This is a genomic window from Archangium sp., assembly GCF_036389735.1.
GTDB lineage: Bacteria > Myxococcota > Myxococcia > Myxococcales > Myxococcaceae > Archangium.
Genome location: NZ_DASVWK010000038.1, coordinates 1 through 12,318, shown reverse-complemented (window position 1 = coordinate 12,318; position 12,318 = coordinate 1). Strand labels below are relative to the sequence as shown.

The 12,318-nt window shown below is 70.8% G+C and carries 11 protein-coding genes and 1 pseudogene; 10 read left to right on the top strand and 2 right to left on the bottom strand.

Annotation, left to right across the window (positions count from 1 at the left end; translation table 11 throughout):
- A partial coding sequence (locus tag VF794_RS01290; protein WP_331106905.1) for a glutamate--tRNA ligase family protein occupies positions 1–148 on the bottom strand: 148 nt, incomplete at its 3' end.
- 111 nt (positions 149–259) lie between these two features.
- Here VF794_RS01290 and VF794_RS01285 point away from each other — a divergent pair.
- The 4 genes from VF794_RS01285 to VF794_RS01270 are packed head-to-tail and all read left to right on the top strand — an operon-like array spanning position 260 to position 3,410.
- A complete protein-coding gene (locus tag VF794_RS01285; protein WP_331106901.1) occupies positions 260–823 on the top strand; it encodes a hypothetical protein in 564 nt (187 codons plus the stop codon).
- Positions 823–1,752: a myxosortase-dependent metalloprotease, MXAN_2677/MXAN_2678 family gene (locus tag VF794_RS01280; RefSeq protein WP_331106903.1), complete on the top strand. Its 930-nt coding sequence runs from the start codon at positions 823–825 to the stop codon at positions 1,750–1,752. The genes VF794_RS01285 and VF794_RS01280 overlap by 1 nt, the downstream gene beginning before the upstream one ends.
- A complete protein-coding gene (locus VF794_RS01275; RefSeq protein WP_331106899.1) occupies positions 1,749–2,711 on the top strand; it encodes a myxosortase-dependent metalloprotease, MXAN_2677/MXAN_2678 family in 963 nt (320 codons plus the stop codon). The genes VF794_RS01280 and VF794_RS01275 overlap by 4 nt, the downstream gene beginning before the upstream one ends.
- A gap of 9 nt (positions 2,712–2,720) precedes the next feature.
- Positions 2,721–3,410 carry an HAD-IB family hydrolase gene (locus VF794_RS01270; RefSeq protein WP_331106898.1) on the top strand — a complete coding sequence of 230 codons (690 nt, stop codon included), beginning with the start codon at positions 2,721–2,723 and terminating at the stop codon, positions 3,408–3,410.
- Positions 3,411–3,449: 39 nt separating this feature from the next.
- Here the strand turns inward: VF794_RS01270 and VF794_RS01265 are convergent.
- Positions 3,450–5,462 (bottom strand): annotated as a pseudogene (locus VF794_RS01265) (TonB family protein).
- Between the two features lie 226 nt (positions 5,463–5,688).
- On the opposite strand from VF794_RS01265, the gene VF794_RS01260 reads away from it, so the two are divergent.
- The 6 genes from VF794_RS01260 to VF794_RS01235 all read left to right on the top strand — a co-directional run.
- Complete coding sequence (locus VF794_RS01260; protein ID WP_331106896.1) at positions 5,689–6,249, top strand: chemotaxis protein CheW; 561 nt, start codon at positions 5,689–5,691, stop codon at positions 6,247–6,249.
- Positions 6,246–7,628: a CheR family methyltransferase gene (locus VF794_RS01255; protein ID WP_331106894.1), complete on the top strand. Its 1,383-nt coding sequence runs from the start codon at positions 6,246–6,248 to the stop codon at positions 7,626–7,628. The genes VF794_RS01260 and VF794_RS01255 overlap by 4 nt, the downstream gene beginning before the upstream one ends.
- A gap of 43 nt (positions 7,629–7,671) precedes the next feature.
- A complete protein-coding gene (locus VF794_RS01250; protein ID WP_331106892.1) occupies positions 7,672–9,279 on the top strand; it encodes a methyl-accepting chemotaxis protein in 1,608 nt (535 codons plus the stop codon).
- A 28-nt stretch (positions 9,280–9,307) separates the two neighbouring features.
- Positions 9,308–9,685 carry a response regulator gene (locus tag VF794_RS01245; protein ID WP_331106890.1) on the top strand — a complete coding sequence of 126 codons (378 nt, stop codon included), beginning with the start codon at positions 9,308–9,310 and terminating at the stop codon, positions 9,683–9,685.
- A gap of 7 nt (positions 9,686–9,692) precedes the next feature.
- Entirely contained in the window at positions 9,693–10,286 is a 594-nt protein-coding gene (locus VF794_RS01240) for a chemotaxis protein CheW (protein ID WP_331106888.1), read from the top strand.
- Between the two features lie 12 nt (positions 10,287–10,298).
- Positions 10,299–12,318, top strand: a 2,020-nt coding sequence (locus tag VF794_RS01235; RefSeq protein ID WP_331106886.1) for a chemotaxis protein CheA, incomplete at its 3' end; no start/stop codon positions are given.

Genomic DNA, 12,318 nt, shown 5'->3' with positions numbered 1-12,318 from the left:
GCTCCTGGTCCGTGTCCTCGATGCGCAGGATGAAGACGCCGCCTTGGCGCTTCGCATAGAGGTAGTTGAAGAGGGCGGTACGGGCACCGCCGATGTGGAGGTAGCCAGTGGGGGAGGGCGCGAAACGGACGCGAGGAGCAGGAGCCATAGGGAAGGGGCGCGGATAGCAGGAGCGAGCTTGTGTGGTCAACGAGCGGCCGAGTTCGCCGCCCGTCGGCCCGGCGGATGCATTAAACTGCCGCGCACCGAGGGCTCTTGCATGAAACTTCCCATCACGCTCCGTGCGCTCCTGCCGTTCGTTCTTCTGCTGGGTCTGTCGGCGAGCGCTACCACGATGTTGCGAGCGGATCTGCCGGAGCTCGCCCGGACGGCCGATTCCATCGTCCATGGGACGGTGCGCCGGGTGGAAAGTCGTTGGAGCGGAGATGGACGCCGAATCGTCACGGATGTGGAAATCCAAGTCTCCGAGTCTCTCAAGGGGCAGGCGAGCGGCTCGGTGGTCGTCACCCAGCCTGGTGGGCGGGTAGGAGATATCGGACAGACGGTGAGCGGGTTGGCCTCCTTCACCCCGGGCGAGGAGGTGGTGCTCTTCCTGGAGCGTCGCGGCGTCCGGGCCTTCCGCGTCGCCGGCATGGCCCAGGGCAAGTACAAGGTGCAGCGCTCGGAGGATGGCACCCGCGCCCTGGCCGTGCCCGAGTCCACGGGGGACGTGCTCCTGGTGGATCCGGACACCCGGCAGGCCACCTCGTCCTCGGCGCGTACCCTGTCGCTCGCGGAGCTGAAGGACTCCATCCGCACCGCGCTCCAGGAGAAACGGCCGTGATGCTCGCGCCGATGCTGGTCGCCGCGCTCGCCCTGGGGCAGACGACCTCGGAGCCCTACGTGCGCAGCCGCGTGACGGCGAACGACCCGAACACCCACTGCCTCTTCTGGACGGTGCCCACCATCACCTGGCAGCTCAGCAGCGTGGGCAACCCCAAGAGCACGGATGCCCAGAAGCAGAACGAGTTCGCCGCCATCCGCGCCTCCTTCCAGAGCTGGCAGGACGTCTTCAGCGCCTGCGGCAACCTCCGCATCCAGGAGGCGGCCGTCGTGGATGACCGCGAGGTCGGCTACGAGCTGAGGGGCGAGAACCGCAACATCGTCCTCTTCCGCTCCCGCCGCTGCGCCGACCCCAACGTGGTGCCCTCCGACGATGAGTGCTGGGACGACGACGTCTGCGGCAACGTCTACGACTGCTGGGACGGGGACGATCGCACCATCGCCCTCACGCTCACCACCTATGACGAGAAGTCGGGCATCATCTACGACTCGGACATCCAGCTGAACTCGGCCGGCTTCGCCTTCACCACCGTGGACAAGCCGGCCTGCACCCAGCCCATCACCATCAACACCAACACCTGCGTGGCCACCGACGTGCAGAACACGATGACGCACGAGATCGGCCACCTGATCGGGTTGGATCACACCCTGGCGGCCGGCTCCACCATGTACCCGCGGGCGCCTCCCGGGGAGATCTCCAAGCGCACCGTCGACGACGGCTCGCGCAACTTCGTGTGCATGACGTACCCCAGGGGCCAGCCCAGCCAGAGCTGCGTCACCCCCTCGGTGGTGAGCACGCGCGGCAGCCCGGCGGCCCTGGGGCCCCTGGCCACGGGGTGCTCCAGCGCCGACACCGGAGGGGGATGGCCCGCGCTGCTCGGCGGCGCCCTGCTCGCATGGCGCCGCCGCCGGGGAGGCGCTCGCTCGTGAACCGCTCCCTCTCCTGGCTCGTCCTCGCAGCGCTCGCCCTCGCCGCTCCCGGAGCCGAAGCGCAGACGTACCGGCGCACCCTGGTGCCCGGCCGGCCTTTCTGCGTCCTGTGGAACATCCGCGACTTCGTGTACCGGCTGGACGCGGCCGGCAGCCTCCGCACGCCGGGGGACACCGAGTTCAGCGCCCTCGAGGCCTCGTTCTCCTCCTGGCAGGCGCTGGCCGGCACCTGTAGCGACTTCACCCTCACCCGCGGCCCGGACATCCAGAATCCCCAGGTGGGCTACCTGAGGGACAGCAAGGACAACCAGAACGTCATCACCTTCCGCGAGGCGGACTGCAATGACGTCGTCCCGCCCGAGGACCCGTGCATCGAGGCCGACACCTGCGCCAACGAGTACGCGTGCTGGGACCACGGGGGGGCCACCATCGGGCTGACCACCACCACCTTCAGCTTCCGCACCGGCTACATCCTCGATGCGGACATCGAACTCAACGCCGCGCCCAATGGCAGGGGCTTCCTCTTCACCACCGTCGACTCGCCGACGTGTGACGCGGTGCTGTCCTCGAGCTGCGTCGCCACCGACCTCCAGAACACGGCCACCCATGAGATCGGCCACGTGCTGGGCCTGGACCATGTGGATGTGATCGGCGCCACCATGGAGCCCACCGCGCCCCCGGGGGAGACGCACAAGCGCATCATCGACGTGGGCAGCGCCGCGGGCTTCTGCGACGCCTACCCCCGGGGCCTGCCCCCCATCCAGTGTGGCGAGTCCCCCGACCTCGGCCGCCGTACCCAGGCGGTGAGTCAGGGGCCGGGCCTGGCCCCCATGGGGTGTGGCGCCGCGCCCGGAACGCTCCTCCCCGCGGCGGCGCTCCTGGGCCTGCGGCTCCTCCGCCGGAGGCGCGAGCGGGCAGGCGAGGGGCGCGCCGCTGCTCCCCGCGCTCCGCCTGCTTAGGGTGTGTTCATGGCGATCGCGTTCTTCGATCTCGACAAGACGCTGCTCGCGGTGAACTCGGGCGCCCTGTGGGTCCGTCGCGAACTCGAGTTGGGCCACATCACCCGCATGCAGGCCCTCCGCGCCAGCATGTGGCTGGCCCGCTACCACCTGGGCTTCGTCGCCATGCAGGACGCCCTGCGGCAGGCCATCACCCACCTCGAGGGCCTGGGTGAGCAGTACCTGCGCCAGCGCACCGTGCTCTTCTATGAGGAGCAGGTCCGCTCGCAGTACCGGCCCGGCGCCCTGCTCGCTCTGGAGGAGCACCGCTCGGCCGGGGACAGGCTCGTGCTGCTCACCTCGTCCTCGGGCTACCTGTCCGAGCTGGTGGCCCGGGACCTGGGGCTGGACGCGGTGCTCTGCAACCGCTTCGAGGTGGACGCCGCGGGCCTGCACACCGGCAAGCCCCTGGGCGAGGTGTGCTTCGGCGAGGGCAAGCGCGTCCACGCTCAAGCCTATGCCTCCGAGGCCGGCATCCCCCTGTCCGAGTGCACCTTCTACACGGACTCGTACTCGGACCTGCCGGTGATGGAGGTGGTGGGGCGCCCCGTGGCCGTCCACCCGGATCGCCGCCTGCGCCGCGAGGCCCTGCGGCGCGGCTGGCCCGTGCTGAGCTGGGGCGTGCCGGGTGAGGCTCCCGTTGTCGTCGACTACAACTGAGCCTCACTCCTAGTCGACTACGAGTGGAGCGCCCGGGACTCAGCGGCGACGCGGGGCCACCAGCCGGATGTTGAAGAGGTAGTCCACCGCCACCGGCTTGCCCTGGAACGTGATGGGCTTGTACGTCCGCGACCGCAGCGCCTGCACCGTCGCCTCGTTCATGTGCGGCAGGCCCTTGATGACGCGGCAGTTCTCCACCGTGCCCTCTTTGGTGATGACGCACTTCACCATCATCGTCCCCTCCACGCGCGCCGCGAGCGCCTCGCGCGTGTAGACGATGTCCTTGCCCTGCAGCTCCACCGGGCGCGCCATGCCGTCCTGGAAGGGCATCGGAGCGTCCCCCGTGGGGGCGACGCCCTTGGACAGCGCCAGCACGGGAACGGCCAGGGCTCCACCGGAGGCGGTCGCCTCGGACTTCTGCTCCGCCGTCGTCGGGGCCGCCGCGGGCAGGGGCGCGGGCGCGGACTCCAGCATCACGGGCGCGGACATGCCCCCGAGCGCCGTCTCCGTGGAGTCCTCTTCCGCCTTCCCCGAGACGCGCTCCACCTTGCCGCCGGTGGAGCCGCCCGCGTTCCGGCTGGCGACCGCCGAGCCACTGCGGACGCGCTGCAGCTTCTGGGCGAACACCACCTCGCCCGAGCCGCCGGTGATGACCGTCTCCAGCTGGTAGCCCTCGAGCGCGAAGGTGAACTCGGCGGTGAGGGTGTCCTGGCCCTTCTCCTTGGGAATCTCCAGCAGCAGCGGCGTCGTGCCGCGCTCCTGGCCCTTGTAGATGACACGCGCGCCCGAGGGCTGGCTCATCAGCCGGAAGCGCACCACCTGCTCCGCCGGCTTCTCGGCGGGCGCGGGGGCCTGGGCGACCGGGGTCGTCGTCCCCATCGCCCGTCCGAACGAGAAGCCTCCCGAGGACAGCAGCAGGCCCCCGGTGATGAGCGCGGCGAGGCCTCCGCCCACCAGCCCTCCCAGCAGCAGCGTGCGCCGACGCGCCTGCTGCATCTCGGGCGGCACTTCCACGCTGATGTCCACCGCGAGCGTCTCATTGCCCCCGGAGGAGTCGCCCGAGATGCCGGCGAAGAGCGGGGTCTTGTAGGGGCCCGTGGTGTTCTGCCCACCCGGACGCTTGAAGATGCCGCTGGTGCCGCCGGCGGCCATGCTGGCCCCGCGCATCCCCTCCAGCAGCTCGTCCATCGTCTGGAAGCGCCGCGCCGGATCCTTCTCCAGGCACTTGCGCACCAGCTCCTCGATCTCCGGAGGCACGCTCACGTCCGGCCGCACGGAGCTGAAGGCCGGAGGCGGCTCCTTGTGGTGCGAGAAGATGAGCTCGATGTGATCCTTCGAGATGAACGGCGGCCGCCCCACCAGCATCTGGTAGAGCACCACGCCCAGCGAGTACACGTCGCTGCGTACGTCCGACTCGTTGCGCGCCTGCTCCGGCGCCATGTACGCCGGCGAGCCCAGGAAGGTGCCGCTCTGGGTGATCTCCGGGTTGAGCGCCTCCTCCGCGGAGGGGGTGATCGACTTGACCAGCCCGAAGTCCAGCACCTTGACGAGGTCTTGATCGGCCTCGTTGAGGATCATGATGTTGGCCGGCTTGAGGTCGCGGTGCACGACGCCCAGGTTGTGCGCCTCGCGCACGGAGCGGCAGATCTGCTGGGCGACGTTGAGCGCGCGCGCCCACGGCAGCGGCCCCGACTCCGCCAGGGCCTGCCCGAGGGTGCGCCCCTCCAGGTACTACATGGCGATGTAGTAGATGCCGTCGTCCGTCTGCCCGTAGTCGATCACCGTCACCGTGTTGGGGTGGCGGAGCTTGGACGACAGCGAGGCCTCGCGCAGGAAGCGCTTCTGGAAGCCCGGATCCCTGCTGGTGGGGAAGTTGGGGTTGAGCACCTTGAGCGCGACCACCCGATCCAAGGGGGTCTGCTGGGCGCGATAGACCCGACCCATCCCTCCGATGCCAATCGGCTCGAGGATGCTGAAGCGGCCGTTGAGCGTCCGCCCGATGAGAGGATCCGATCCGGTATCACTCGGACCCTGGGAGTCGCCGGTCACCATGTCTTGTCGCTCCCCCGCTCTTCGGCTGGGTGGGAACCAATCGTCACGGGTCGCATGAAACCATAACTCCCGGAAACACGCGACTCGGCAGATGGCGCCTGCCCGGCAGGCGTCCACACGTCCCCCTCGCGCCGATGGGGTACGCAGGTGTCGCCCGCATTGACGCTCCCCGCAATATCGGACTACCGTCCAATACTTCCCGCATCTGAGTTCCGGCGGGCTCGCGATGGTGGATTCCCCTTCAATGACGGCTGAAGCCCAGGCGAGACGCGCATCGGCGGAGAAGCGGTTGGCGTCGCTGGAAGAAGAGATTGTCCGGCTGCGGCGGGAGCTGGCCACGCTCGGCGCGGAGCAGCGACTGCCGGGCCTCTACCTCACGGTGGAGGTGGCCGGCACGACGGCGCTGCTGCCCGTGGAGGCGGTGCTGGAGGTGGTGCGACTGGTGGCCATCGAGCCCCTGCCGGCGGCGCGCGCCCATGTGGTGGGCACCATGCTCTACCGGGGCACGCCCGCGGTGGTGGTGGATCTGGCCGCGATGCTGGGGGTGCGCCGGGAGCCCGACCTGGACGCACACCTCGTCATCTGCGGGGGCTCGCGCACGGTGGCGCTGCTGGTGGACCGGGTGCGCGATCTGGTGGAGTCCCCGCTGCTGGTGGACGGCTCCATCGCGACCGAGGCACGCACCCCCTGGGATGGCACCGGGCTGATGGCGGGCCTGTGTCGCACCCCCGAGGGGCTGCGGCCGCTGCTGCGGGCCTCGGCGGTGCTGGCGGTGGAGGGGGCGTGAAGGAGCCGGTGCGCGCCGAGCGCCTCAACGAGGCGACGTTGGGTGGATTGGAGACGGTCCTGCGCGCCGCGTGTGGCATGGTGCTGGCGCCCAGCGTGCGCCGCTCCCTGGGCACCGCCCTGACTCGCGCGGCCGAGGCCCAGGGCCTGCCCAAGGCCGAGTTCCTCCAGCGGTTGCTGGCGCGCGACACCTCGGCGGTGGAGGCCTTCATCGGCTACGCCGTCATCGGGGAGACATACTTCTTCCGCCACCCGGAGCAGCTGCGCGAGCTGGGGCGCCTGGCCGCCGCCAGCACCGGGCCCTTCCTGGTGTGGAGCGCCGGCTGCGCGAGCGGGGAGGAGCCCTACAGCATCACCATGGCCCTGCTGGCGGCCGGTGTGAGCACCGACCGTTTCCGCGTGCTGGGCACGGACGTCTCCGGCCGCGCCATCGCGCGCGCCCAGCAGGCCACGTACTCGCCCTGGTCGGTGCGGCGCATGGAGCCGGAGCTGGAGCGGCGCTTCCTTCAAATCCGCCCCGACTCCGTCAACGTGTCCCCGGAGGTTCGTACGCGGGTGGAGCTGCGGCGCCACAACCTCGTGACGGATCCGCCACCCGTGGCCGGCGCGCAGGCCGTCTTCTGCCGCAATGTCCTCATCTACTTCCCGCCCGAGGTCATCCCCGGGGTGATGGAGCGGCTCGTCGCGGCGCTCGCGCCCGGCGGCTGGCTCTTCCTGTCCCCCGCGGAGCTGCCCTTCGCCCAGGGACTGGGCCTGGAGGAGCGGGAGGTGGAAGGGCAGCTCATCCTGCGCAGGCCACTGCCTGGTGAGCGGCCACCCGCGCGGGCTTCTCGCCCTGGGCCCCTCCGGCTGGTGACCCGGGCTCCGAGCCCCCTGCGGCGTACCCAGCCCACGGCCCGGGTGGCGCCCGTCTCCAAGGCCCCCGCCTCCCAGGAGGCCGCGCTTCCCCCTCCGCCCCCACCCACCGCCGGTTCCTCGCTGGTGGCGACGCTGGAGCAGGCGCGGGCCGCGGTGCGCGACGGTCGCTTCGACGCGGCGGAGGAACTCGCCCGGCTGGCCGCGCGTGAGCTGTCGCCGGAAGCCTACCTGCTGCTCGCCATGATGGCTGAAGGGCGGGGGGACGTGCAGGGGGCCGTGGACTCGGTGCGCAAGGCCCTTTATCTGGAGCCGCAACTGGCCGTCGGTCATGCGATGCTCGTGGCGCTGTACGGACAGTTGGGCCAACCCGAGGAGTCGGAGCGGGCACGGCGCAACGCGCTCCGGGCGTTGGAAGGTCTGGATGACGAGCAGGTGCTGCGAGGCGTGGAGGAGTTGACGGTGGGGGGTCTGCGGCGAGCGCTCGTTCCGGGAATGAAGCAGGGAAAGTCGGGTGCGCGATGAGCGCCCCCCGTTGGAGCAGGGAGGATCCGTGGAAGGCACTGGCATGAGGCCGCCGGCGATTCAGAGGCTGGACATGCGGCGGCTCAGCCTCAGGACCAAGATTCTGGCCATCACGGGCGTGTCCGGCACGCTGGTGATGATCATTCTCGTGGCCGCCTTCTCGCTGCAGATGCGAGAGTCGCTCAAGGAGGAGTCGGCCAGGCGCGCCACGGCGGCGAGCCAGGAGCTGGCACACCATCTGGCCATCGCCACCTGGGCACGGGACGAGGTGAGCCTCGTGCGCGCCACGACCGCCACGCTGCGCAACCACCCGGACATGGCCTATGTGGTGGTGCGCGACCGGCAGGGTGACATCCTCGGCGATGCTCGGGTGCCGCGCCTGGTGAGCTCGGCGCTGCTGCCCTCGCTGCCGGCGGAGGGCTCCGAGCGCGAACTCTACGTGGGCGGCCGGCGGGTGCTGGAGACGTCCGCCCCCGTCGTGTTCGAGCCACGCGCGCCCAGCGCGGACGCGGCCCCGGCACAGCTCCAGGTGGGCTCGGTGCAGGTGGGGCTCGAGATGGAGCTGTTGGAGCAGGCCGTGTCGCGCATGGCCCTGCGCGGGCTGGGCGTGGGCCTGGTGGTGCTGGTGGCCTGTCTGCTGGTGGTGGCCGCGCTGGCCCGCGTGCTCATCGTCCCCCTGGAGCGGCTGGCGCACGCGGCGGCCGGCTTCGCCGCGGGAGACCTGCGGCAGCAGATCGACACCAGCGGGACCGACGAGGTGGGAGACCTGGCGCGCAGCTTCGCCACCATGGCCGAGATGCTGGCCACGCTGCTCAAGGACTTGCGCGGCGCGGCCTCGGACATGGAGCGCGAGGCCACCAACGTACTGGCCACCTCCTCGCAGCAGTCCGCCATGGCCAACGAGCAGGCCTCCGCCATCCACGAGACGGGCGCCACGGTGGCGGAGATCGCCCAGACGTCCAAGCAGGCCACCTCCTTCGCGGACACGGTCATCAGCGGCACCAGCCGCTCGGACGCCTTGAGCGCCGAGGGCCAGAAGGTCGTCGGCGAGAGCGTGGCCGCCATGGAGAAGCTCAGCGAGCAGGTGAAGGCCATCGCCCTGGCCATCACCGACCTCAACGAACAGACGCTCCAGATCGGCGACATCATCACCACGGTGAAGGACGTGGCCGAGCAGTCCAACCTGCTGGCGCTCAATGCCTCCATCGAGGCGGCCAAGGCGGGAGACCAGGGCCGCGGCTTCGCGGTGGTGGCCATGGAGATGCGCACCCTGGCCGAGCAGTCGAAGATGGCGGCCAACCAGGTGCGCGCGCTGCTGGGCGAGGTGCAGAAGGGCACGCGCGCCGCCGTGTCGGCCACCGAGGAGGGCAGCCGCCGGGCCCTGGCCGCCATGGAGATGGCCCAGAGCGCGGGCTCGGCCATCGTGGGCTTGAGCGATCTCATTCGCGAGTCGTCGCTGGCGGCCCGGCAGATCGCCGGCAACACCCGGCAGCAGACCATTGGCGTGGAGCAGATCGCCGCGGCGATGAACGAGCTCACCATCGCCATGCAAGACAACGTCGAGGGCACCAAGCGCATCGAGCAGGTGGCGGGCAACCTGTCCAACCTCTCCAAGCGCTTCTCGGACCTCGTCGGAAAGTACCAGCTATGACAGGCGTGTCCGTGGAGGAATCCCAACTATGAAGGTGTTGATCGTCGAGGACACGAAGACCATCACCAACCTCATCCAGGTGTACCTGATGGGGTGGGGTCTGGAGTTCTTCGAGGCGAGCGATGGCGTGCGCGGCCTGGCTCGCGCCCGGGAGGTCAAGCCGGACCTGGTCATCTCGGACGTGCAGATGCCGGAGATGGACGGCTTCGCGTTGTGCGCGGCGGTGCGGGCGGACCCCATCCTCTTCGCCACCCCCTTCGTGATGCTGACCTCGCTCAAGGATGATGCGAGCCGGCAGCGGGGTCGGTTGGTGGGAGCGAGCGCGTTCCTCAACAAGCCCGTGGCGGTGGATGACCTGCGCGAGAAGGTGCGCAGCATCCTCAAGCTGCCCGCCAGCAAGTACTAGGGAAACCATGGCCGGCGACGAGTCGAGCGGGAAAATCGACTACGCGGCACTGCGCCGCAAGCTGGACGAGGCGCAGGCGGTGCTCGAGGGCGCGCAGGTGCTCAGCCCGGAGCGTCGCCGCGAGGTGCTCGCCGATCGTGCGCGCGCCCTGGCCGGCTCACGCCAGGAGGAGCACCGGGAGACTCTCTCGGTGCTGTCCTTCCGCGTGGGCGGCGAGCGCTACGCCGTGCCCATCGAGGCGGTGGATCACGTGTTGGAGTCCAAGGGGCTGTGCCCGATGCCGGGGGCGCCCCGGTACGTGCTGGGAGCGCTGGTGTCCCGCTCGCGCGTGGTGCCGGTGTTGGATCTGCGGCAGGTGCTGGGCCTCGAAGGGGGCGGCATGTCGGACCTGACGCGCGTCGTCGTCGTGGAAGTGTCCGAGGAGTTCTTCGGGCTGGCGGCGGAAGAGGTGGATGGAAGGCAGGAACTGCCGAGCGCGGACCTGTCGCACCCTCCACCGGGGCCTTTCACCCACCTCACCCGGGATCGGGTCACCAAGGAATTGCTCATGGTGTTGGACCTCGAGCAACTCGGTGATCCGTCCACGGTGGGGCGGAGCTAGGAAGGGGGGCGCATGGATCCACGGGTGCTGCGGAGCCTCTGGCCCATCTTCGCCGCGGAGACGCGCGAGCAACTGCAGATCATCGGCACGGCGGTGCTGGGATTGGAGCAGGGCTCGCCCGAACAGGCGTCCGAACAGCTCACCGCCCTCAAGCGGGAGGTGCACAGCCTGAAGGGGTCCGCGGCCAGCCTGGGCCTGTCGGACATCGAGCAGCTCGTGCACGCCGTCGAGGACGGGCTGGCGCGCTGCTCGCCCGGACAGGCGCCGCCGAAGGGACTGGTGGAGTGCACCCTGCGCGGCCTGTCGGCGATCGAGACGGCGCTCAACCGCGGGGACACCGGCGAGCTGCCCACCATCGAGGGTCTGGGACCGCTGCTGGCCGCGCTGGGGCGTGGGGGCGTGGTGCCGACCGCGGAGGTGCAGCCCCGCGTCCCGGCCCAGTTCCGGCGCGATGGCCTCCAGACGCTGGAGAAGCTGGAGACGGCCCTGGGCCGGCTGTGCTCGCCCGTGCTGGAGGACCGGCAGGGCGTGGTGTGGGAGGCCGTGGGGCTGGCCGAGCTGCTGAAGGCCGCGGCCCAGACGGCCGGAGTGTCCGCCGTGGAGGCGATGGCCAGCTCGGTGCGTGCTTCCTTCGCGCGCATGGAGGAGCAGGGCGTCGGCGCCAGCGTGGCGGCCTCGGCCGTCACGGACTCGCTGGTGCAGCTGCGGGTCGCCCTGGAGGCGATCGCCGAGGAAGCCCCCGTGGAGCCCGCGGCGGCCCCGGCGGAGCCGGTGGTGACGTCGCGCTCGGCGGCGGCCGGCCGGCGCCAGCAGGACATGGATCGGGCGGTGCGCATCTCGGTGCGGACGCTCGACTCGCTGGCGCTCCAGGTGGAGCAGCTCGCGGCGGGCCGGGCGCAGCAACTGCGCCGCGCGGAGGCGCACCGCGAGCTCATGGAGCAGACGAACCATGCCCTGCTCCAGTTGGAGCGCGCGGCCCAGCAGCTCGCGCTGTCCGGCGGCGGCGGAGCGCTCGAGTCGCTGCGCTCGGGTGTGGGCATGGTGCGGGGCGTGCAGAAGCGGCTGGTGCAGCTGTCCAAGGACGTGCACCGCGAGGGCGAGCAGCTCGCGATGGTGGCCCAGGTGGTGCGCGACGACCTGCGCGACCTGCGCATGGTGCCGGCCTCGCAGATGCTGGAGCCGCTCAAGCGCACGGTGCGCGAGCTGTGCGCGCGCCTGGGCAAGGACGTGGACCTGCTGCTCGCCGGTGGGGATGTGCGCATCGACCGGCGCATCGTGGACGAGCTGAAGGATCCGCTTCAGCACCTGGTGCGCAACGCGCTGGACCATGGCATCGAGGCGACGAGCGAGCGGGTGGCGGCGGGCAAGGCGGCGCGCGGGCTGCTCACGGTGCGCGTGGAGCCCCGGGGCACTCGACTGGCGGTGGTGGTGGAGGATGACGGGGCGGGCTTGTCCCCGGAGAACGTGAGGGCCGTGGCCGTGCGCCGCGGGCTGCTCACCGAGGCGGAGGCCGCCAAGCTCACCGACATGCAGGCCGCGCGGCTCGTCTTCGAGCCGGGCTTCTCCACCCGGGATCAGGTGACGGAGACGTCCGGACGCGGCGTGGGGCTGGACGTGGTGCAGAGCACGGCCACGCGGCTCCAGGGCGCGGTGGACATCTCCTTCGAGAAGGGCACGGGGACGCGCTTCACCATTGATCTGCCGCTCATCCTCGCGGGCGCGCTGGGGCTGCTGGTTCGCGCCGGCACCGCGGTGGTGGCCATTCCCTCGGACGCGGTGGAGCGGGTGCTGCGGCTGGCGCCCTCCGACGTGGGCACCGTGGCCGGGCACGTGGTGGCGTACGTGGAGGGCGAGCACCTCTCCTTCCACACGCTCACCGAGGCCATTGGCCTGCCCCGGCTGCCGCTGGCTCTCGAGTCGGGCAAGCCGCAGACGGCCATGGTGCTGTCGCTCGGCGGCGTGCGCGCGGTGTTCGCCATGGACGGGGTGGTGGGGCAGCAGGAGATCGTCGTCCGCTCGCTGGGACGGCACC